Source organism: Enterobacter cloacae complex sp. 277I4, from assembly GCF_050031465.1.
Lineage (GTDB): Bacteria > Pseudomonadota > Gammaproteobacteria > Enterobacterales > Enterobacteriaceae > Enterobacter > Enterobacter cloacae.
This window is the reverse complement of sequence record NZ_JBLGWC010000001.1, coordinates 1,126,942-1,149,032: the sequence shown is the minus strand read 5'-3', so window position 1 is coordinate 1,149,032 and position 22,091 is coordinate 1,126,942. Positions and strand designations below refer to the sequence as shown.

The window sequence follows — 22,091 nt, the reverse complement described above, 5'->3', positions numbered from 1 at the left end:
AAATATTTAGCTTTCGTCTTATTTTCTCATTCAAACGAATGAAGTTCACTGTGAGGCTCATACGTTTTGTCACACACAGGTTGAGAAAAAGGGCGAACTGGTCAGTTTTCAGACAAGGCGATGAATTTACATGCGTTGACCACTTCCCCTGGCCGTTAGCGATGTTATGATGGCGGCAATTTTTCTCTCTATATGCTTACGATTCGTTGAGAACCCGAAAATGTTAAAAAAACTCTTCTTTCCTTTGGTAGCCCTCTTTATGCTGGCAGGCTGCGCTACCCCGCCAACAACTATTGATGTCTCACCAAAAATCACGCTGCCTCAGCAGGATCCAAGCCTGATGGGCGTGACCGTGAGCATTAACGGTGCCGATCAGCGTCAGGATCAGGCCCTGGCGAAAGTGACCCGCGACAACCAACTGGTGACGTTGACCGCTTCCCGTGACCTGCGTTTCCTGCTGCAGGAAGTGCTGGAGAAACAGATGACCTCTCGTGGTTACATGATTGGCCCAAGCGGCGCGGTTGATCTGCAGATCATCGTTAACAACCTGTACGCTGACGTTTCCCAGGGTAACGTGCGCTACAACATCTCCACCAAAGCGGACATCGCCATCATCGCTACCGCGAAGAACGGCAACAAGATGACCAAAAACTATCGTGCCAGCTACTCCGTAGAAGGTGCTTTCCAGGCCTCTAACCAAAACATTGCGAACGCCGTAAACAGCGTGCTGACCGATACCATCGCCGATATGGCGCAGGACACCAGCATTCACGACTTTATCAAGCAAAACGCGCGTTAATCCTGCTGACTGACCCGGTGTTCTACCGGGTCAGTTTTTAAGAACATGTCCAGTCATTACTTACGCATTTTCCAGCAACCCAAATCAGCCATTCTGCTGATCCTTGGCTTTGCCTCCGGTTTACCCCTCGCGCTCACTTCCGGCACGTTGCAGGCCTGGATGACGGTTGAGAATATCGATCTCAAAACCATTGGCTTCTTCTCGCTCGTCGGCCAGGCGTATGTCTTTAAGTTCCTGTGGTCGCCGGTGATGGATCGCTACACCCCGCCGTTCCTGGGCCGTCGTCGTGGCTGGCTGGTGATGACGCAGGTCCTGCTGTTGCTGGCCATTGCCGCCATGGGATTCCTTGAGCCGTCGACACAGCTTCGCTGGATGGCGGCGCTTGCGGTGGTGATCGCCTTCTGTTCCGCGTCACAGGATATCGTGTTTGATGCCTGGAAAACGGACGTGTTACCCGCAGAAGAGCGTGGAGCCGGTGCGGCCATCAGCGTGCTGGGCTATCGCCTCGGCATGTTGGTATCTGGTGGGCTGGCGCTGTGGCTGGCTGACCGTTATCTGGGCTGGCAGGGCATGTACTGGCTGATGGCCGCCCTGCTGATCCCGTGCATTATTGCCACCCTCCTCGCCCCTGAACCGAGCGACGTGATCCCGGTCCCCCGTTCTCTGGAGCAGGCCGTTGCCGAACCGCTGCGTGATTTCTTTGGCCGCAACAATGCCTGGCTGATCCTGCTGCTCATCGTCCTTTATAAGCTGGGTGATGCCTTCGCGATGAGCCTGACCACCACGTTCCTGATCCGCGGCGTCGGGTTCGATGCCGGTGAAGTGGGAGTGGTTAACAAAACCCTCGGGCTCTTTGCCACTATCGTCGGCGCACTTTACGGCGGGGTGTTGATGCAGCGCCTGACCTTGTTCCGGGCATTGCTGATCTTCGGCATTCTGCAGGGGGCGTCTAACGCGGGTTACTGGCTGCTGTCGATTACCGATAAACATATGATTAGCATGGCGGCAGCAGTGTTCTTTGAGAACCTGTGTGGCGGAATGGGTACCGCGGCGTTTGTCGCCCTGCTGATGACGCTCTGCAACAAGTCGTTTTCTGCAACGCAGTTCGCCCTGCTCTCGGCGCTTTCTGCCGTGGGCCGCGTATATGTGGGGCCGATTGCCGGTTGGTTTGTTGAAGCGCACGGTTGGCCAACGTTTTATCTCTTCTCCGTGGTTGCAGCCGTGCCAGGCATTTTATTGTTGCTGGTCTGCCGCCAGACGCTGGAATATACCCAGCGAACAGAACACTTTATGCCGCGAACGGAATATCAGCGCGCCTACCGTTTTGCGCTACGCCTGTTAATGGTGGGATGTCTGGCGCTGGGGTTATGGCTCGTGGTGCTTATCATCAATGCCACTACCCCCCTGGTGCTTCCTCTTGAAGCCCTTCTCCTTGATGTCGGCGCCCTGCTGGCGGTCGTCGGGATCCTGCTCGGTGGGTTGCTCGATTTTCTGGCTCTGCGTAAAACGCAGACAACCTGAAGATAAAAGCGAAAGGTTATTTCCCGTTGTAATCACCGGCCGAAATTATAACGGTGAAATAACCGACAAACGCTAAAAAAAATATTTGTTGTTTTGTGCGGGATAGGATTCGGAAATTATTGGAGCCATTTCTTTCAGGCTATTTTTCATTAAACGATTCAGCTTGGGAAAGATTGAATTTTCGTTTTTTAATTGTCTTTTTATTGATAATTAATTGTTAATTTTTTGTTTATTTTTAACAATGGTTATACCAATTGCCCCTTTTAGGGTATGCTTGGGGGTCCTTTCGTTATAAAGCCCATGCCATGCGGCTTCGGTCATAAAAACCGACATAATTTGCAACACTTGTGACATGTGCGGCAGAACCCGGTAACACCTTCCTGACACAGGCCTAATGATGTTTACAGTAATGTAACCTTCCCGTAAAATGCCCCCACACTTTAAACGCCACCAGACTCCCGTGGAATTGAGGTCGTTAAATGAGACTCAGGAAATACAATAAAAGTTTGGGATGGTTGTCATTATTCGCAGGCACTGTATTACTCAGTGGCTGCGATTCTGCACTACTTGACCCCAAAGGACAGATTGGACTGGAACAACGTTCACTGATACTGACGGCATTTGGCCTGATGTTGATTGTGGTTATTCCAGCCATTTTGATGGCTGTTGGTTTCGCCTGGAAGTATCGTGCGAGCAATAAAGATGCGAAGTATAGCCCTAACTGGTCACACTCCAATAAAGTGGAAGCTGTGGTCTGGACGGTTCCTATTCTGATCATCCTGTTCCTCGCTGTGCTGACCTGGAAAACCACTCACGCACTTGAGCCAAGCAAACCGCTGGTTCACGATGAAAAACCAATTACCATCGAAGTGGTCTCCATGGACTGGAAATGGTTCTTCATCTATCCAGAGCAGGGCATTGCTACCGTGAATGAAATCGCCTTCCCGGCGAACACTCCGGTTCAGTTCAAAGTGACCTCCAACTCCGTAATGAACTCCTTCTTCATCCCACGTCTGGGTAGCCAGATTTACGCGATGGCTGGTATGCAGACCAACCTGCACCTGATCGCGAATGAAGCAGGCACCTATGATGGTATCTCCGCCAGCTATAGCGGCCCGGGCTTCTCAGGTATGAAGTTCAAAGCTATTGCGACGCCGGACCGTGCCGCTTTCGACCAATGGGTTGCAAAAGCGAAGCAGTCTCCAAACACCATGTCTGACATGGCGGCGTTCGAAAAAGTGGCTGCACCTAGCGAATACAACAAGGTGGAGTACTTCTCTAACGTGAAACCTGATTTGTTCAAAGACGTTATTGGCAAATTTATGGATCACGGCAAGAGCATGGACATGACCCAGCCTGAAGGCGAGCATAGCGCACATGAAGGTATGGAAGGCATGGACATGAGCCACGCGGAAACCGCTCACTAAGGGGCCGAGGAAGAAAATGTTCGGAAAATTGACACTGGATGCAGTGCCCTACCATGAACCGATTATCATGGTTACGGTGGCTGCCATTATCATCGGTGGCGCGGCCTTACTGGCCTTGATCACTTACTTCGGTAAGTGGAGCTACCTGTGGAACGAGTGGCTGACTTCGGTTGACCACAAAAAACTCGGTATCATGTACTGCATCGTCGGTATCGTCATGTTAATTCGTGGCTTTGCGGATGCGATCATGATGCGTAGCCAGCAGGCACTCGCGTCTGCGGGTGAAGCCGGCTTCCTGCCACCGCACCACTACGACCAGATCTTTACCGCTCACGGCGTTATCATGATCTTCTTCGTGGCGATGCCGCTGGTTATCGGTCTGATGAACGTTGTCGTTCCGCTGCAAATTGGCGCGCGCGACGTTGCGTTCCCGTTCCTGAACAACCTGAGCTTCTGGTTTACGGTTGTCGGCGTTATCCTGGTTAACCTGTCACTGGGCGTGGGCGAATTCGCTCAGACCGGCTGGCTGGCTTACCCACCGCTGTCAGGAATTGAGTACAGCCCGGGCGTTGGCGTTGACTACTGGATTTGGGCGCTTCAGCTCTCCGGTGTCGGTACCACCCTGACCGGTATCAACTTCTTCGTGACCATCCTGAAGATGCGTGCGCCTGGTATGACCATGTTCAAGATGCCGGTATTTACCTGGGCATCTCTGTGCGCCAACGTACTGATTATCGCATCCTTCCCAATTCTAACCGTCACCATCGCGCTGCTGACCCTGGACCGCTACCTGGGCACCCATTTCTTCACGAATGACATGGGTGGCAACATGATGATGTACATCAACCTGATTTGGGCCTGGGGTCACCCGGAAGTGTACATTCTGGTTCTGCCTGTCTTCGGTGTGTTCTCCGAAATCGCAGCAACCTTCTCGCGTAAACGTCTGTTTGGTTACACCTCTCTGGTGTGGGCAACCGTCTGTATTACCGTTCTGTCGTTCATCGTTTGGCTGCACCACTTCTTTACTATGGGTGCGGGCGCGAACGTAAACGCCTTCTTCGGTATTACCACCATGATTATCGCCATCCCTACCGGGGTGAAGATCTTCAACTGGCTGTTCACCATGTACCAGGGCCGTATCGTGTTCCACTCAGCGATGCTGTGGACCATCGGCTTCATCGTCACCTTCTCCGTAGGTGGGATGACCGGCGTACTGTTGGCGGTACCGGGTGCTGACTTCGTTCTGCACAACAGTCTGTTCCTGATTGCGCACTTCCATAACGTTATCATCGGTGGCGTGGTCTTCGGCTGCTTCGCTGGCGTAACCTACTGGTGGCCAAAAGCGTTCGGCTTCACGCTGAACGAGAAATGGGGTAAACGCGCGTTCTGGTTCTGGATCATTGGCTTCTTCGTAGCATTTATGCCGCTGTACGTGCTGGGCTTCATGGGTATGACCCGTCGTCTGAGCCAGCAGATCGATCCGCAGTTCCACCCAATGCTGATGGTTGCAGCGGGCGGTGCCGCGCTGATTGCCTGCGGTATTCTGTGCCAGCTGATTCAGTACTACGTGTCCATCCGTGACCGTAACCTGAACCGCGACCTGACCGGTGACCCATGGGGTGGCCGTACGCTGGAGTGGGCGACCTCTTCTCCACCTCCGTTCTATAACTTTGCCGTAGTGCCGCACATTCACGAACGTGATGCATTCTGGGAAATGAAAGAAAAAGGTGAAGCGTACAAGCAACCTGACCATTACGAAGAGATCCATATGCCGAAAAACAGCGCAGCGGGCATCGTGATTGCCGCTTTCGCAACGGTATTTGGTTTCGCAATGATCTGGCACATCTGGTGGATGGCGATTGTTGGCTTCGCTGGCATCGTAATCAGCTGGATTGTGAAGAGCTTTGACGAGGACGTGGACTACTACGTACCAGTCCGTGAAGTTGAAAAGCTGGAAAATCAGCATTTCGACGAGATTTCTAAAGCGGGGCTGAAAAATGGCAACTGATACTCTGGCGCACTCGACTGCCCACGCGCATGAACATGCGCACCACGATACAGGACCGACGAAAGTCTTCGGGTTCTGGATCTACCTGATGAGCGACTGCATTCTGTTCTGCTGTCTGTTCGCAACCTATGCCGTTCTGGTGAACGGCACAGCGGGCGGCCCGACCGGCAAGGACATTTTTGAACTGCCGTTCGTTCTGGTTGAAACCGCACTGCTGTTATTCAGCTCCATCACCTACGGCATGGCGGCTATCGCCATGTACAAAAACAACAAGAGCCTGGTTGTCTCCTGGCTGGCGTTGACCTGGTTGTTTGGTGCTGGATTCATAGGGATGGAAATCTATGAATTCCATCACCTGATTATGGAAGGCTTCGGGCCGGATCGCAGTGGCTTCCTGTCTGCGTTCTTCGCACTGGTCGGTACCCACGGTCTGCACGTGACCTCCGGTCTGATCTGGATGGCGGTTCTGATGTTCCAGATCTCCCGTCGCGGCCTGACCAGCACTAACCGTACCCGTATCATGTGCCTGAGCCTGTTCTGGCACTTCCTGGACGTGGTGTGGATCTGTGTGTTCTCTGTTGTCTATCTGATGGGGGCGATGTAATGAGTCATTCAAACGATCATGGCGCTTCCCACGGTAGCGTAAAAACCTACATGACAGGTTTTATCCTGTCGATCATCCTGACGGTGATCCCGTTCTGGATGGTGATGAGCGGTTCTGCGTCTAAGCCGGTTATTCTGGGTGCAATCCTGGTGACCGCGGTGATTCAGATTCTGGTGCATCTGGTTTGCTTCCTGCACATGAACACCAAGTCCGATGAAGGCTGGAACATGACGGCTTTCATCTTTACCGTGATTATCATCGCTATCCTGGTAGTCGGTTCCATCTGGATTATGTGGAACCTTAACTACAACATGATGGTTCACTAAGAGCGGCGAGTATGTTTAAGCAATACCTGCAAGTAACGAAACCAGGCATCATCTTTGGCAACCTGATCTCCGTGATCGGAGGGTTCCTGCTGGCCTCCAAAGGCAGCATTGATTACACCCTCTTTATCTACACGCTGGTCGGTGTGTCACTGGTTGTTGCGTCCGGTTGTGTATTTAACAACTACATCGACATGGATATCGACAAGAAGATGGAAAGGACCAAAAATCGGGTGCTGGTGAAAGGCCTGATCGCCCCTTCCGTCTCGCTGGTGTACGCCACCTTGCTGGGTATTGCTGGCTTTATGCTGCTGTGGTTTGGTGCTAACCCGCTGGCCTGCTGGCTGGGGGTGATGGGGTTCGTGGTGTATGTGGGCGTTTACAGCCTGTATATGAAGCGTCACTCCGTCTACGGCACGCTGATTGGTTCTCTCTCCGGCGCTGCGCCGCCGGTGATTGGCTACTGCGCCGTCACGAACGAGTTCGACAGCGGTGCGCTGATCCTGCTGGCTATCTTTAGCCTGTGGCAGATGCCGCACTCCTATGCCATCGCGATTTTCCGCTTTAAGGATTATCAGGCAGCGAACATTCCAGTTCTGCCGGTCGTGAAAGGTATTTCCGTTGCCAAGAACCACATCACGCTGTACATCATCGCCTTTGCCGTGGCAACGCTGATGCTCTCGCTGGGGGGTTACGCCGGGTATAAATATCTGGCGGTGGCCGCAGCGGTAAGCGTCTGGTGGCTCGGTATGGCCCTGCGCGGTTACAAAGTGGAAGATGACAAAGTCTGGGCGCGCAAACTGTTTGTGTTCTCGATTGTTGCCATCACCTCGCTGTCCGTGATGATGTCCGTGGACTTTATGGTGCCGGATTCGCATAACCTGCTGACTTACGTCTGGTAAGCCACAACAGGTGAATAAAGGGGTGCTTCGGCACCCTTTTTTATTCACTGAATCTATCAATAACGCATGTAATATTTGTTAAATAACCCTTTATTTACCCCGCCCCTTCCCCGCACTACACTATGGCCTGCTTTTGAATTGAGGTGGCAATGAACGATTATAAAATGACACCGGGCGAGCTGCGTGCGACCTGGGGTTTAGGGACTGTTTTCTCGCTACGGATGCTTGGCATGTTTATGGTCCTGCCTGTTCTGACCACATACGGCATGGCATTGCAGGGCGCCAGCGAAGCGCTGATTGGCCTGGCGATTGGTATTTATGGTCTGGCTCAGGCGGTATTCCAGATCCCGTTTGGTCTGCTCTCTGACCGCGTCGGCCGCAAGCCGCTCATTGTCGGTGGTTTGCTGGTTTTTGTGCTCGGTAGCATCATCGCCGCCCTCTCCCACTCCATCTGGGGAATTATTCTTGGCCGCGCCCTGCAGGGCTCCGGCGCGATTGCCGCCGCCGTGATGGCGCTGCTGTCGGATTTAACCCGTGAACAGAACCGTACCAAAGCGATGGCATTTATCGGCGTGAGCTTTGGCGTCACGTTTGCGATTGCGATGGTGCTCGGCCCCATTATTACCCACACGCTTGGCCTGCACGCCCTGTTCTGGATGATTGCCGTGCTGGCGACCATCGGTATTGCCTTAACGCTGTGGGTGGTACCGGACAGCAAAAACCACGTCCTCAACCGTGAATCCGGGATGGTCAAAGGCTGCTTTAGCAAGGTACTGGTTGAGCCGCGCCTGTTGAAGCTTAACTTCGGCATTATGTGTCTACACATTCTGCTGATGTCGACCTTTGTCGCCCTGCCCGGTCAACTGGCTGCCGCAGGTTTCCCGGCGGCAGAACACTGGAAAATCTATCTGGTGACGATGGTGATTTCGTTTGTCTCGGTGGTACCGTTTATTATCTATGCCGAAGTGAAGCGCAAAATGAAGCGCGTTTTCATTGGCTGTGTGGCGGTATTGCTGATTGCCGAGATCGTGCTCTGGGGCGCTGGCCCCCACTTCTGGGAACTGGTTGCCGGTGTGCAGCTCTTCTTCCTGGCGTTTAACCTGATGGAAGCCCTGCTGCCGTCACTGATCAGCAAAGAATCCCCTGCCGGTTATAAAGGCACGGCGATGGGGATTTACTCCACCAGCCAGTTCATCGGCGTGGCCATTGGCGGTGCCCTCGGCGGCTGGGTCGACGGCCTGTTTGATTCCCAAACCGTCTTCCTCGCAGGCGCACTGCTGGCGACGGTCTGGCTGCTGGTTGCCGGTACCATGAAAGAGCCGCGCTACGTCAGTAGCCTGCGGGTAGAAATTCCTGACGACGTTGAGATCAACGATGCGCTGAAACAGCGTCTTGCATCGACAGAGGGCGTGAGTGAAGTGCTTCTCGCGGCAGAAGAGCGCAGCGCGTATGTCAAAATAGACAGTAAGGTGACAAACCGCTTTGAAGTTGAACAGGCGCTGAAAGCCTGAAAAAAAGCCCGGTTAAACCGGGCTTTTTCGTTTTAATCGCGGAAGTTTTTAAACTGGAACGGTTGTCCCAGATCGCCGCCGCGCACCAGCGCCATGACGGACTGCAGATCATCACGGGATTTTCCGGTAACACGAATTTCTTCGCCCTGGATCTGCGCCTGAACCTTCAGCTTGCTGTCTTTGATGAGCTTAACGATTTTCTTCTGAACCGCGCTCTCAATGCCCTGCTTCAGTTTGGCTTCAACAAACCAGGTTTTACCGCTGTGCACGAACTCTTCCGGTACATCCAGCGAGGTCCCTTCAATGCCGCGTTTTAACAGCTTGGCACGCAGAATATCGAGCAGCTGGTTGACCTGGAAATCAGATTCGCTCAGCACCTTAATGGTCTTATTGGCATCGTTCAGCTCAAACGAGGCTTCAACGCCACGAAAATCGAAACGTGACTCAACTTCGCGGGTTGCGTTTTCTACGCCGTTGCGAACTTCCTGGATATCAACTTCGGAAACAATATCGAAAGATGGCATCTTTTCTTCTCCCTTCATTTTTGTTGCGTTGCATAATACCCGCTACGAGGCATAACTCAACAGAAGCTTAGCTGACGGCGCTATACTTAGGCCGTAACACCTGGCGCAGTTGCAGGTGAGGAGGAACAATGAAAATTACAGTGCTCGGATGCGGAGCCCTTGGTCAACTCTGGCTGACCGCACTATGCAAGCACGGACACGAAGTTCAGGGCTGGCTGCGCGTACCTCAGCCCTATTGCAGTGTAAACCTGATTGGTGAAGACGGAAGTATCTTTAACGAATCCCTCACCGCGAACGATCCTGATTTCCTGGCGCATAGCGACCTGCTGCTGGTGACGCTCAAAGCGTGGCAAGTTTCAGATGCAGTAAAAGCGCTGGCCGCCCAGCTTCCCCCCACGTCGCCCGTTTTACTCCTGCATAACGGCATGGGGACGATTGATGAACTGAAAAGCATTGTGCAGCCGCTGCTGATGGCCACCACCACGCACGCCGCACGCCGTGACGGCAATATCATTGTGCATGTCGCCAGCGGCGTCACGCATATTGGACCTGCCCGGGACCAGGACGGCGACTACAGTTATCTGGCAGACACCCTGCAAACGGTGCTTCCGGACGTGGCCTGGCACAACAACATCCGCCCTCAGCTGTGGCGTAAGCTGGCCGTTAACTGTGTGATCAATCCGCTGACGGCGCTGTGGGACTGCCCGAACGGGGAACTGAAGCACCATCCGCAGGAGGTTGCCACCCTCTGTGCTGAAGTCGCCTCAGTGATCGAGCGTGAAGGCTTACACACATCGGCGGATGATTTACGCTATTATGTTGAGCAGGTTATTGATAGTACGGCAGAAAATATCTCATCCATGTTGCAGGATGTTCGGGCGCTACGCCACACGGAAATCGACTACATCACTGGCTATCTGCTAAAACGCGCCCGCGCACACGGTATCATTGTGCCGGAAAACGCCCGCCTGTATGACCTGGTAAAACGTAAGGAGAGTGAATATGAGCGCGTCGGCACTGGTTTGCCTCGCCCCTGGTAGCGAAGAGACAGAAGCGGTCACCACCATCGATATCATGGTGCGTAGCGGCATTCAGGTCACCACCGCCAGCGTCGCCAGCGATGGCAACCTGGCTATTACCTGCTCCCGAGGAGTGAAACTCCTCGCGGATGCGCCACTGGTACAGGTGGCCGACGGGGACTATGACATCATCGTGCTGCCCGGCGGCCTGAAAGGGGCGGAGTATTTTCGCGACAGCACTCTGTTAGTCGAAACCGTCAGACAGTTTCATCTGTCGGGACGTATCGTTGCTGCCATTTGTGCCGCCGCCGGCACCGTGCTGGTTCCGCATAATATCTTTCCCATCGGTAACATGACCGGTTTCCCGGGGCTGAAAGAGACCATCCCGGAAGAGCAGTGGGTGGATAAACGCGTCGTCTGGGATCCGCGCGTCAACCTGCTCACCAGCCAGGGGCCAGGTACCGCGATAGACTTTGGCTTAAAGATTGTTGACCTGCTGGTCGGGCGGGAGAAAGCCTACGAAGTCGCCTCAACGCTGGTGATGGCGGCGGGGATTTATAACTACTATGAAGAGTAGTGCAAAGAAAAGCCGGGTGGCGGTAGGTAAAAGCAAAACGGCAACCTCAGGTTGCCGTTTTTAATGTTTGCGCCCTCTCCCCGTGGGCTGAGGGATCCCCAGTAATATGGTCATGCCACCATGACCATATTACTGTACTCTTTTCCCAGCTTTTTCATCTCGTTAACTATATTCAGCCGTCTCACTTTCCCGGGCTCATGCCGGATGACTTCTTCTGCCAGACTCAGGTATGACAGCACCCGTCTGTGCCTGATGCTGCTTGCCTGATAGTGCCAGTGTAAACACTGCCTTTCTGCCCTGTAACCTGCCAGCCACATCACCAGGCTTGCCATTGCCGCGACCATATTCAGCACTTCCAGTCGCCCTTTTCCCTGACTCCGGCTCAGCCTCAGACCGAACCCGAAGCGTGGACTTTTGTCGTCCCGGAAGTTTTGTTCTATCTGCATTCTGCGGCTGTACAGGGCCATTATCTGGTGCGGCTCCAGTCCCTCTGCATTACTGAACAGCAGCCAGGGCTCCCGCGCGCTACTGCGGTGTTCCCGCTGTGTTTTCGGCATCCCCCCTTTTCCCTGACGCCCTGCGTCAGGGCGCTTATGCAGATAGAACCGGCCGTAACAGGGCGTTCGTGGTTTACGGGACAGGACACCGTAACCCACGCAGACCGGTTGTCCGGTAGCCTCAAGCTCACTGATTTTCATCCATTTTTTATCTCCGTCCAGCCGGAAGCTGATGCAGCCCCTGACCCTGCCGGTGAAGCTCCAGCCCAGCTGGCTGACATGCCGGAACCAGTCTGTCCGGAAGCCTGCATCCGTAATGATGGTGACGGCTTTATCTTTCGGGATGGCATCATGCAGGCGGTCAAGGAAGCGGCACTGTACATCACTGTTCTGCGCCAGCTCTGCGGGGACAACCTCACTCATAAGCGGCAGTGAGCGACCATTACAGACCAGGCTTGCCCGCAGAAGATACCAGTTCCTGTCATGCCAGCCTGTCCAGTCGACAGCAATCACACAGAAGGGCATCAGGGAGGTGATGGTATGTGTGAGCAGGTGCTGAATACGGGGAATATCCCGGTGAAGGGCGGTATTACCCAGGGCACGGTCAACACGTTTAATTTTATTTTTGACGTGCGCTCTGCCGGGAAGAGTGCGACCAAGGCTGGTCAGGGTCAGATCCGCACCGTGCGTGAGGGCAACGGCCATGGAAACAAGGACATTAATCCGGAAGCTGTGAACATCCGGTAAAGACGCGGAGAAAAATTTCTGGCAGACTGTCTGTAAAGGCACGATGAGGTCTCTTCTGATTTGTTAGCGCAACCAGTAGATCACACTTCATCGTGCTTTTCATTTTTCTGGGGAACCCTCAGCCCTAAGGGAGAGGGAGATTAAGTCCCCTCTCCCTGTGGGAGAGGGTTAGGGTGAGGGCATCAAGCCACACACACACCCGCAAAAAACTACGGACGATACACCTTCACATTCGCAAAGCCCTGCTCACGCAGGTACAGCGCCTGCAGGCGACTCATCACCCCACGCTCACACCACAGCAGGTATGTTTTGCTCTGGTCGAGGTCGCCAAATTTGGTGCTCAGCTTATAGAACGGCAGAGAAACCACTTCCACCCCTTCCACCTGTAGCGGCTTGTCGTCCTGCTCATCAACGGAGCGGATATCCAGAATAGCGTCGTTGGCACCGAAACCGCTCACGGTTTCAACTTCAACCACTTCCTGCTCGGTCTGCTGGGCAATCTCACGGATGTCGATGTTGGACGCTTCTTCCACCACTTTATCCAGAATGCTGAAATCGAAGTGCTCTTCTTCCGCTTCGATCTTCGCTTTTACCGCTTTGACCGTCGGGCTCTTCGAAATCACGCCGCAGTACTCTGGCATGGTACGGGCAAAATCTTCAGTGCCGATTTCGCGCGCCAGATCGATGATGTGCTCTTTGTCGTGAGAGATCAGCGGACGCAGGATCAGGGTGTCAGAGACATTGTCGATGAGACGCAGGTTGGTCAGCGTCTGGCTGGAAACCTGACCCAGCGCTTCACCGGTGACCAGCGCCTGCACACCATAGCGTTCCGCTACTTTAGAGGCCGCACGCACCATCATACGCTTGAGGACCACGCCCATCTGACCGTCGTCCACTTTCTCCAGGATTTCGCCAACCACTGGCTCGAAGTTGATCGCCACAAAGCGCACGCGGTGCGAGCTGCCAAAGCGATTCCACAGATAGTGTGCCACCTGACGCACGCCGATTTCATGCGCCGCGCCGCCCAGATTAAAGAAGCAGTAATGCACACGGCAGCCGCGACGCATCAGCATGTAGCTGGAGACGCCAGAGTCGAAACCACCGGAAATCAGGGACAGCACATCTTCCTGGGTACCGATTGGGAAGCCGCCGATACCTTCGTAACGCCCTTTCACCAGCAGCAGGCGATCGTTTTCGATCTCCAGGTTCACGGTGACATCCGGGTTGGTCAGACGCACGCGCGCCGTTTCAACATGCTGGTTCAGACCGCCGCCAACGTAACGTTCCACCTCGATAGAGCTGAATTCGTGCTTGCCGCGACGCTTCACGCGCACGCAGAAGGTTTTGCCTTCGATCTGGTCGCGATACTGCACCAGCGCTTTTTCGAAGATGTCATGCAGGGAAGTGAACGGAACATCTTCCACTTCCAGAATATGGTGAATACCCGGAATACGGGTCAGCGCGTCGCGAATGTCCTGACGTTTGTTTTCATCTTTCGCGCGAACTTCAACGTGATCCCAGTGGCGCACCACGGCGAGGGTTTCGTCGTAGTGTTTTAAAACGTTACGAATGTTCCCGGTGAGAATTTTAATAAAGCGCAAACGCACAGATTGGCTTTTGATGGTGATTTCAGGGAACAATTTAATGATAAACTTCATGGCGGCAATGTTTCTTAGGCAAGCGTATTAAGGCTTGTAATGGAAAATAATATTACAGCCCACACCCGTGGCTGCATCCAGGCGCGCAAGTATACCACCATCGCGCCGTTCCTGTGCACATTGCGCGTTATTTGATAATTGCCCCGAGTCCGTTACCATGTCGGGGCTGAGAATATAAGAGTCAATTCACTATGCCGAAGAAGAACGACGCACCGGCCAGTTTTGAAACTGCGCTGAGTGAACTGGAGCAGATCGTCACCCGCCTTGAGAGCGGTGATTTACCGCTGGAAGAGGCGCTCAACGAATTCGAGCGTGGCGTGCAGCTGGCGCGCCAGGGGCAGGTTAAACTGCAGCAGGCCGAGCAGCGTGTGCAGATCCTGCTTTCCGATAGCGAAGACGCTAAGACAACGCCTTTCACACCGGACGCCGAGTAAATGGATTTTGCTAACGAGCTTCAGGCGCGAGTCATTCGCGCCAACGACGCCCTGCGCCGTTTTATTGCGCCACAACCTTTTCAGAACACTCCACTGGTTGAGGCCATGCACTATGGCGCACTCTTGGGTGGAAAGCGCCTGCGCCCGTTCCTCGTCTACGCCACAGGCAATATGTTTGGTATCAGCGATACTACGCTGGACGCCCCGGCTGCCGCCGTTGAGTGCATCCATGCCTACTCGCTGATCCACGATGATTTACCGGCGATGGATGATGACGATCTGCGTCGCGGTCAGCCAACCTGCCATATTAAGTTTGGCGAAGCGAATGCCATCCTGGCGGGGGATGCTCTGCAAACGCTGGCATTCTCTATTCTGAGCGATGCGCCGATGGCAGAAGTCAGCGATCGCGACCGTCTGGCAATGGTTTCCGAGCTGGCGATGGCCAGCGGCGTTGCCGGAATGTGCGGTGGGCAAGCGCTGGATCTGGAGGCAGAAGGACGTCAGGTTAATCTGGAACAGCTGGAGCGTATTCACCGGCATAAAACGGGCGCACTCATTCGTGCCGCCGTTCGCCTGGGCGCACTGAGCGCGGGTGAACAGGGGCGCAAAGCCCTGCCGATTCTGGACAGATACGCAGAAAGTATCGGTCTGGCGTTCCAGGTTCAGGATGACATTCTGGATGTGGTGGGCGATACTGCAACATTGGGTAAACGTCAGGGTGCGGATCAGCAGCTTGGCAAAAGTACCTACCCCGCCCTGCTGGGTCTTGAGCAAGCCCAGCGTAAAGCCCGGGATCTGATAGAGGAAGCCCGCCAGTCGCTGAATGAACTGGCCGCGCAGTCTCTCGATACCTCGGCACTGGAAGCGCTAGCGGACTATATAATCCAGCGTGATAAATAAACACACTATCTCGATGAGCCTTTGATGAGTTTTGATATTGCCAAATACCCGACACTGGCGTTAGTTGACTCCACCCAGGAGTTGCGTCTGTTGCCGAAAGAGAACCTGCCGAAGCTGTGCGACGAGCTGCGTCGCTATCTGCTCGACAGCGTAAGCCGCTCCAGCGGACATTTCGCCTCCGGGCTTGGCACGGTCGAGCTGACCGTTGCGCTGCACTACGTCTACAACACCCCGTTCGATCAGCTCATCTGGGACGTGGGCCATCAGGCCTATCCACATAAAATTCTGACGGGTCGTCGCGATCAAATTGGCACGATCCGCCAGAAAGGCGGCCTGCATCCGTTCCCGTGGCGCGGTGAGAGTGAGTACGATGTTTTAAGCGTCGGCCACTCCTCCACCTCCATCTCTGCGGGTATCGGTATTGCCGTGGCCGCCGAAAAAGAGAACAAGCAGCGCCGCACCGTCTGCGTGATCGGCGACGGCGCCATCACCGCCGGGATGGCCTTTGAGGCCATGAACCACGCGGGCGATATCAAGCCGGACATGCTGGTTATCCTGAACGATAACGAAATGTCGATTTCCGAGAACGTCGGCGCGCTGAATAACCATCTGGCACAGCTGCTCTCCGGCAAGCTTTACTCCACGTTGCGCGAAGGCGGCAAGAAAGTCTTCTCTGGCGTACCGCCAATCAAAGAGCTGCTCAAGCGCACCGAAGAACACATCAAAGGCATGGTCGTGCCGGGCACACTCTTTGAAGAGCTGGGCTTTAACTATATTGGTCCGGTTGATGGGCACGATGTGCTGGGGCTGGTCACCACGCTCAAGAACATGCGCGACCTGAAAGGCCCGCAGTTCCTGCACATCATGACGAAGAAAGGCCGTGGTTACGAACCGGCGGAAAAAGATCCGATCACTTTCCACGCGGTACCTAAATTCGATCCGACCAGCGGTTGTCTGCCAAAAAGCAGCGGCGGTATGCCGAGCTACTCCAAAATCTTCGGCGACTGGTTATGTGAAACCGCGGCGAAAGACAACAAGCTGATGGCGATCACCCCGGCCATGCGTGAAGGTTCCGGCATGGTCGAGTTCTCCAAAAAATACCCTGACCAGTATTTTGACGTGGCGATTGCCGAGCAGCACGCAGTCACCTTCGCGGCGGGTCTGGCGATTGGTGGATACAAACCGGTGGTGGCGATCTACTCCACCTTCCTGCAACGCGCCTACGATCAGGTGATCCATGACGTTGCCATCCAGAAGCTGCCGGTGCTGTTTGCTATCGACCGCGCAGGCATCGTAGGTGCTGACGGCCAGACGCACCAGGGTGCATTCGATCTTTCGTTCCTGCGCTGCATTCCGGACATGGTTATCATGACGCCAAGCGACGAAAACGAATGTCGTCAGATGCTGTATACCGGCTATCACTATCAGGATGGTCCAAGCGCGGTTCGCTATCCACGCGGTAACGCGGTAGGCGTTGAGCTGCAGCCGCTGGAAAAACTGGCGATAGGTAAAGGTCTGGTGAAACGTCGCGGTGAGAAAGTGGCAATTCTGAACTTTGGTACCCTGATGCCAGAGGCCGCTAAGGTCGCTGAAGCGCTTAATGCCACTCTGGTGGATATGCGCTTCGTGAAACCGCTCGATGAATCCCTGATCCTGGAAATGGCAGAAACCCATGAGGTGCTGGTGACGCTGGAAGAAAACGCCATCATGGGCGGCGCAGGTAGCGGCGTGAACGAGGTGCTGATGGCGAACCGTAAAGCCGTTCCGGTACTGAACCTTGGTCTGCCGGATCACTTCATTCCGCAAGGTACTCAGGACGAAGCCCGCGCGGCAATTGGCCTGGACGCCGCTGGTATTGAAGCCAAAATTCGTAGCTGGCTTGCCTGATCCTTCCCCTTTTCCGCTCCTGCTATGCTTAAACGTATTGTTTAAAAAAGCAGGAGTGGAACCATGCAATACACGACATTAGGAAAAACGGATCTTAACGTTTCCCGACTTTGCCTGGGCTGTATGACCTTTGGCGAGCCTGACCGGGGTAATCACGCCTGGACGCTGCCGGAAGAGAGCAGCCGCCCTATCATCAAACGCGCCATTGAAGGTGGCATTAACTTCTTTGACACCGCCAACAGCTACTCCGACGGCAGCAGTGAAGAGATCGTCGGCCGTGCCCTGCGCGATTTTGCGCGTCGTGATGAAATCGTCGTCGCCACCAAGGTCTATTACCCGGTGGGCGATCTGGCTGAGGGGCTCTCTCGCGCCCAGATCCTGCGTTCCATTGACGACAGCCTTCGACGCCTGAACATGGACTATGTCGACCTGCTGCAAATTCACCGCTGGGATTACAACACGCCCATTGAGGAGACGCTTGAAGCGCTCAACGATGTGGTGAAAGCCGGTAAAGCGCGCTACATCGGCGCATCGTCTATGCACGCGTCGCAGTTCGCCCAGGCGCTGGCTCTGCAGGCGCAACATGGCTGGGCGCGTTTCGTCACCATGCAGGATCACTACAACCTGATCTATCGCGAAGAAGAACGCGAGATGCTACCGCTCTGCTATCAGGAAGGCGTGGCGGTGATCCCGTGGAGCCCGCTGGCACGTGGTCGCCTGACCCGTCCGTGGGGGGAAACCACGGCCCGCCTGGTATCGGATGAAGTAGGAAAAAATCTTTATTCCAGTACAGAAGCCAGCGATGCGTTAATTGCCGAACGGTTAGCCGGGATCGCCGACGATACCGGAGCCACCCGCGCCCAGGTCGCGCTGGCATGGCTGCTGGGTAAACGCGGCGTCGCGGCACCGATTATTGGCACTTCGCGGGAAGAGCAGCTTGATGAACTGCTGAATGCGGTGGATATCACGCTGACGCCGGAGCAGATTGCCGAGCTGGAGACACCGTATCAGCAGCATCCGGTGGTAGGGTTTAAGTAATCCCTCTCCCTAACCCTCTGATACGTAAGCCGGGTAAGGCGAAGCCGCCACCCGGCAGTACAGATCGCACAACATCACCCGAAGTGATCGTACCCTTTCCAGTCCAGCGTAACGGGCGCACCATCTTTCACAAACTTCAGCCCTTCACTCTCCGGCATGATCTGGCCGATACAGGTAAACTTCGCGCCGAGATGCGCTAACGCCACGTCCAGCGTCCCACGGTTGAGCTCAGGCACGGTAAAGCACAGCTCATAATCTTCTCCACCGGAGAGCGCCCAGCGCAGCGCCTGCTCAGGCTCGACGTGTCGAAGCATCTGCTCTGATAGCGGGAACAGATCAAGGTCAACGCGCGCGCCGACACCGCTGGCCTTCAGAATATGACCGAGGTCTGAGATTAACCCGTCCGAGAGATCGATAGCCGAGCTTGCCCGTTCGCGTAGCGCCTGGCCGTGAAGAATACGCGGCGTTGGCCGCAGATGGCGTTTGACCAGATATGCCGCGTCGTCAGTATCGTTCACGGTTAAGCGATCCTGAAGGATCGCCAGTCCCGCTGCGCTGTCGCCCGGCGTACCGGTGACGTAGATCCAGTCGCCAGGTTTCGCCCCGGAGCGTTTCAGCGCGCGTCCAGCCGGCACATAACCGTGGATCGCGAGCGTCATCGATAGCGGCCCCGCCGTGGTATCACCGCCAATCAATTGCATGTCGTAGTAGTTAAGCTGCTCAAACAGAGCGTCACTGAAGGCTTCAAGCCAGGGTTCATCGACCTCTGGCAGCGTCAGGGCCAGCGTTAACCACGCCGGATCGGCCCCCATCGCAGCCAGATCGCTCACGTTGACCGCCAGCGCTTTATACGCCAGATCGGCAGGATCGATATCAGGTAAGAAATGGCGCCCGCACACTAAGGTGTCGGTGCTGATTGCCAGCGTCTGTTTTTCGGGAATATTGAGAAGTGCACAGTCATCGCCAATGCCGGTTTCAACATCAAGACGAGAGGTTCTGACACGGTCGAAATAACGGGCAATCAGGGAGAATTCGCCGCATGCCATACGTTATGCCTCAGCAAATAAAAGAAAAAACCGGAGCCGCACTGCCCGTCAGGCAATGCAGAGCTCCGGTTTGCGGATCACTTTTTGTGGGGACGGATCGCAGGTGCTGCTTTATCAAGAACGCCGTTTACAAACTTGTGGCTGTCTTCAGCGCCGAAGGTTTTCGCCAGTTCGATCGCTTCGTTGATGGCCACTTTGTACGGCACATCATCACGTTTAGACAGCTCAAACAGCGCAATGCGCAGCACTGCTTTTTCTACCTGACCCAGCTCTTCGAGCAGACGGGAGAGGTAGGGTTTCATCAGACCATCGAGATACGCGCTATTAGTCGCCACTCCCGACAGCAGTTCACGGAAGTACAGAACGTCAACATCTTTCACGTCCTGTTCTGACAGGAACTGGTATTCAACATCAGCGATGTCGTTCTGGGACAACTGCCAGGAGTAAAGTGCCTGAACGGCACATTCACGGGCGCGGCGACGAGCAGCAGGTTTCACGGAATTCCCCTTACAAAAAAATCAGGCCTTGATGGCTTTCAATACATTGATCATTTCAAGCGCGGTCAGTGCAGCTTCTGCACCTTTGTTACCGGCTTTAGTGCCAGCACGTTCGATGGCTTGTTCAATACTTTCGGTGGTCAGCACGCCGAACGCGACAGGAATTTCAGCGTCCTGTGCAACGTGCGCCAGACCATTGCTTGCACCGCCCGCAACGTATTCGAAGTGCGCAGTGCCGCCACGAATAACGGTACCCAGCGCAATCACCGCGTCGTATTTACCGGTTTTCGCCAGCGCGCCCGCTGCCAGTGGCAGTTCGTAAGCACCTGGAACCCACACAACGGTAATGTTGTCATCTTTAACCTGGCCGATACGTTTCAGGGCGTCAACCGCACCTTCCAGCAGGCTATCGTTGATGAAGTTGTTGAAACGCGCAATGGTGATGGCGACGCGAGCGTCCGGGGTAGCTACAGCAGCTTCAATAATGTTCATACTCTTCCTTTACGGGTTCATTTGGCCCCGCAGGGGGGCGGATTTTATCATAATACTTTGCGCACTGCTTCCCTATTTCAGGAGCAATTACGCTGTCGTTAAATGGAGGCAAACATCCGGACCCACCGGACGAATCTCGCTAAATTTGAGTTGTGGTGCATCGGCCAGTTTTTCAAGGCCGGGCAGCACAAACAGGCCACGCGCGTCGCTACCCAGCAGTTTAGGCGCAACGTAGACAATCAGTTCATCGACCAGACCCGCCTGGAGCAGTGCGCCTGCCAGCGTCGGGCCGGCTTCCACCCAGATGCTGTTCACCTGCTGCTTACCCAGCAGCATCATCAGCACCACTAAATCCAGATGACCGTTGTGCTCCGGCACCATAATGCTGCGCACACTTTCCGGCCAGTCGCGTGAATCTTCCTTTGTGCGGGCAATCCAGGTTTCACCGGGCTGCTGCACAATGCGGTGTTCAGGCGTGACGCGGTTCTGGCTATCAATGACAATACGCAGCGGCTGACGCAGGTTTTCCTGCGGATACAGCGCCTGGGTATCGGCATTCAGTTCGTTCCAGCGCACGGTCATGGCCGGATCGTCCGCGAGAACCGTTTCACTGCTGGTGAGGATAGCATGGCTTTGCGCACGCAGATGTTGCACATCGCGCCTTGCCTGCGGCGAGGTGATCCACTGACTTTCGCCGTTCGCCATCGCCGTGCGGCCATCCAGTGAGGCGCCCAGCTTGAGCTGAATATACGGGAACCCGGTACGCATACGCTTCAGGAAGCCTTTGTTAATCGCTTCCGCGTCCTGCATCATCAGGCCGTGGCTAACATCGATCCCTTCCTGCTGCAGACGGTACAGACCACGTCCGGCCACCTGGGGATTAGGATCCTGCATCGCAGCGACAACGCGCGACACTCCCGCCGCAATCAGCGCTTCACAGCATGGCGGTGTGCGCCCGTGATGGCTGCACGGCTCAAGCGTCACGTAGGCCGTCGCTCCGCGCGCTTTTTCACCCGCCATACGCAGGGCATGCACCTCAGCATGGGGCTCGCCCGCGCGGTAGTGGAAACCTTCGCCCACGATCTCGCCATCTTTAACAATGACGCACCCGACGTTGGGGTTAGGATGGGTGGTAAATCGACCGCGCTGCGCCAGCTTCATGGCGCGCGCCATGTACATCTCATCCTGCATGGACTCAATCCTGTAAGCGGGCGATCTCTTCGCCAAACTCTTTGATATCTTCGAAACTGCGGTAGACAGAGGCGAAGCGGATATAGGCAACCTTATCGAGCTTTTTCAACTGCTCCATCACCAGATTGCCGATCATCTTGCTGGGCACTTCACGTTCACCCAGACCACGAAGGTAAGATTTAATGTGGTTTAACGCCATTTCGACGTCATCCGCGCTGACGGGGCGTTTTTCCAGCGCTTTGAGCATTCCGCTGCGCAGCTTCTCTTCGTTAAACGGCTCGCGCACATCGTTACTTTTTACCACGCGCGGCATGACCAGCTCTGCCACCTCAAAGGTCGTGAAACGCTCGTTACATACCAGACACTGCCGACGGCGGCGTACGGAAGACCCTTCGCCCACAAGACGAGAATCGATGACTTTGGTATCCACAGCGGAGCAGAATGGGCAATGCATACGGTATCCCTGTTATCTGGTTAACTGACTTTCAT

22 protein-coding genes are annotated in these 22,091 nt (G+C 54.8%); 14 read left to right on the top strand and 8 right to left on the bottom strand.

Features of this window, described 5'->3' with window-relative positions:
• Positions 1 to 220: 220 nt before the first annotated feature.
• The 8 genes from ACQG19_RS05365 to ACQG19_RS05330 all read left to right on the top strand — a co-directional run bounded on the left by ACQG19_RS05365 (position 221) and on the right by ACQG19_RS05330 (position 9,095).
• Positions 221 to 799, top strand: a complete 579-nt coding sequence (locus ACQG19_RS05365) for a lipoprotein (RefSeq protein ID WP_013095854.1) — start codon at positions 221 to 223, stop codon at positions 797 to 799.
• Positions 800 to 844: 45 nt separating this feature from the next.
• Positions 845 to 2,320, top strand: coding sequence for a muropeptide MFS transporter AmpG (gene ampG, locus ACQG19_RS05360; RefSeq protein ID WP_038985373.1), 1,476 nt, complete (start codon positions 845 to 847; stop codon positions 2,318 to 2,320).
• A 479-nt stretch (positions 2,321 to 2,799) separates the two neighbouring features.
• The gene (gene cyoA, locus ACQG19_RS05355; protein ID WP_013095851.1) at positions 2,800 to 3,747 is read left to right on the top strand and encodes a cytochrome o ubiquinol oxidase subunit II; all 948 of its coding nucleotides are present in this window, start codon (positions 2,800 to 2,802) and stop codon (positions 3,745 to 3,747) included.
• Positions 3,748 to 3,763: 16 nt separating this feature from the next.
• Positions 3,764 to 5,755 (top strand): cytochrome o ubiquinol oxidase subunit I, encoded by a 1,992-nt coding sequence (cyoB, locus tag ACQG19_RS05350; protein WP_013095850.1) that lies wholly within the window; start codon positions 3,764 to 3,766, stop codon positions 5,753 to 5,755.
• Positions 5,745 to 6,359, top strand: coding sequence for a cytochrome o ubiquinol oxidase subunit III (locus tag ACQG19_RS05345; protein ID WP_246931624.1), 615 nt, complete (start codon positions 5,745 to 5,747; stop codon positions 6,357 to 6,359). Before cyoB ends, ACQG19_RS05345 begins: the two co-directional genes overlap by 11 nt.
• Positions 6,359 to 6,685 (top strand): cytochrome o ubiquinol oxidase subunit IV, encoded by a 327-nt coding sequence (locus ACQG19_RS05340; protein WP_006176899.1) that lies wholly within the window; start codon positions 6,359 to 6,361, stop codon positions 6,683 to 6,685. The genes ACQG19_RS05345 and ACQG19_RS05340 overlap by 1 nt, the downstream gene beginning before the upstream one ends.
• Before the next feature lie 11 nt (positions 6,686 to 6,696).
• Positions 6,697 to 7,584, top strand: a complete 888-nt coding sequence (cyoE, locus tag ACQG19_RS05335) for a heme o synthase (protein ID WP_013095848.1) — start codon at positions 6,697 to 6,699, stop codon at positions 7,582 to 7,584.
• A 149-nt stretch (positions 7,585 to 7,733) separates the two neighbouring features.
• Entirely contained in the window at positions 7,734 to 9,095 is a 1,362-nt protein-coding gene (locus ACQG19_RS05330) for an MFS transporter (RefSeq protein WP_013095847.1), read from the top strand.
• 32 nt (positions 9,096 to 9,127) lie between these two features.
• Here the strand turns inward: ACQG19_RS05330 and ACQG19_RS05325 are convergent, their stop codons facing one another.
• Positions 9,128 to 9,619, bottom strand: a complete 492-nt coding sequence (locus ACQG19_RS05325; RefSeq protein WP_008503327.1) for a YajQ family cyclic di-GMP-binding protein — start codon at positions 9,617 to 9,619, stop codon at positions 9,128 to 9,130.
• Positions 9,620 to 9,747: 128 nt separating this feature from the next.
• Between ACQG19_RS05325 and panE the strand changes: the two genes are divergently transcribed.
• Both panE and yajL read left to right on the top strand, forming a co-directional pair.
• Complete coding sequence (panE, locus tag ACQG19_RS05320; RefSeq protein WP_038418797.1) at positions 9,748 to 10,659, top strand: 2-dehydropantoate 2-reductase; 912 nt, start codon at positions 9,748 to 9,750, stop codon at positions 10,657 to 10,659.
• Complete coding sequence (yajL, locus tag ACQG19_RS05315; protein WP_040021552.1) at positions 10,622 to 11,215, top strand: protein deglycase YajL; 594 nt, start codon at positions 10,622 to 10,624, stop codon at positions 11,213 to 11,215. The genes panE and yajL overlap by 38 nt, the downstream gene beginning before the upstream one ends.
• A gap of 110 nt (positions 11,216 to 11,325) precedes the next feature.
• Here the strand turns inward: yajL and ACQG19_RS05310 are convergent, their stop codons facing one another.
• Together ACQG19_RS05310 and thiI are read right to left on the bottom strand one after the other, a co-directional pair.
• Positions 11,326 to 12,501, bottom strand: a complete 1,176-nt coding sequence (locus ACQG19_RS05310; protein ID WP_038418736.1) for an IS4 family transposase — start codon at positions 12,499 to 12,501, stop codon at positions 11,326 to 11,328.
• 167 nt (positions 12,502 to 12,668) lie between these two features.
• Positions 12,669 to 14,117 carry a tRNA uracil 4-sulfurtransferase ThiI gene (thiI, locus tag ACQG19_RS05305; RefSeq protein WP_013095844.1) on the bottom strand — a complete coding sequence of 483 codons (1,449 nt, stop codon included), beginning with the start codon at positions 14,115 to 14,117 and terminating at the stop codon, positions 12,669 to 12,671.
• 191 nt (positions 14,118 to 14,308) lie between these two features.
• Here thiI and xseB point away from each other — a divergent pair, with 191 nt between their 5' ends.
• The 4 genes from xseB (at position 14,309) to ACQG19_RS05285 (ending at position 18,376) form a co-directional block, all read left to right on the top strand.
• Positions 14,309 to 14,551, top strand: a complete 243-nt coding sequence (xseB, locus tag ACQG19_RS05300; protein ID WP_008503331.1) for an exodeoxyribonuclease VII small subunit — start codon at positions 14,309 to 14,311, stop codon at positions 14,549 to 14,551.
• A complete protein-coding gene (gene ispA / locus ACQG19_RS05295) occupies positions 14,552 to 15,451 on the top strand; it encodes a (2E,6E)-farnesyl diphosphate synthase (protein ID WP_014830869.1) in 900 nt (299 codons plus the stop codon).
• 24 nt (positions 15,452 to 15,475) lie between these two features.
• Positions 15,476 to 17,338 (top strand): 1-deoxy-D-xylulose-5-phosphate synthase, encoded by a 1,863-nt coding sequence (gene dxs, locus ACQG19_RS05290; protein ID WP_023622252.1) that lies wholly within the window; start codon positions 15,476 to 15,478, stop codon positions 17,336 to 17,338.
• Between the two features lie 63 nt (positions 17,339 to 17,401).
• A complete protein-coding gene (locus tag ACQG19_RS05285; protein ID WP_013095841.1) occupies positions 17,402 to 18,376 on the top strand; it encodes an aldo/keto reductase in 975 nt (324 codons plus the stop codon).
• A gap of 74 nt (positions 18,377 to 18,450) precedes the next feature.
• Here the strand turns inward: ACQG19_RS05285 and thiL are convergent, their stop codons facing one another.
• The 5 genes from thiL to nrdR all read right to left on the bottom strand — a co-directional run bounded on the left by thiL (position 18,451) and on the right by nrdR (position 22,056).
• A complete protein-coding gene (gene thiL, locus ACQG19_RS05280; protein WP_246932709.1) occupies positions 18,451 to 19,422 on the bottom strand; it encodes a thiamine-phosphate kinase in 972 nt (323 codons plus the stop codon).
• 77 nt (positions 19,423 to 19,499) lie between these two features.
• Positions 19,500 to 19,919 (bottom strand): transcription antitermination factor NusB, encoded by a 420-nt coding sequence (gene nusB, locus ACQG19_RS05275; RefSeq protein WP_006809908.1) that lies wholly within the window; start codon positions 19,917 to 19,919, stop codon positions 19,500 to 19,502.
• Between the two features lie 21 nt (positions 19,920 to 19,940).
• The gene (gene ribH / locus ACQG19_RS05270; protein WP_003859098.1) at positions 19,941 to 20,411 is read right to left on the bottom strand and encodes a 6,7-dimethyl-8-ribityllumazine synthase; all 471 of its coding nucleotides are present in this window, start codon (positions 20,409 to 20,411) and stop codon (positions 19,941 to 19,943) included.
• Between the two features lie 87 nt (positions 20,412 to 20,498).
• Positions 20,499 to 21,602 carry a bifunctional diaminohydroxyphosphoribosylaminopyrimidine deaminase/5-amino-6-(5-phosphoribosylamino)uracil reductase RibD gene (ribD, locus tag ACQG19_RS05265; RefSeq protein WP_013095839.1) on the bottom strand — a complete coding sequence of 368 codons (1,104 nt, stop codon included), beginning with the start codon at positions 21,600 to 21,602 and terminating at the stop codon, positions 20,499 to 20,501.
• A gap of 4 nt (positions 21,603 to 21,606) precedes the next feature.
• Positions 21,607 to 22,056 (bottom strand): transcriptional regulator NrdR, encoded by a 450-nt coding sequence (gene nrdR / locus ACQG19_RS05260; protein ID WP_008503337.1) that lies wholly within the window; start codon positions 22,054 to 22,056, stop codon positions 21,607 to 21,609.
• Between the last annotated feature and the right edge of the window lie 35 nt (positions 22,057 to 22,091).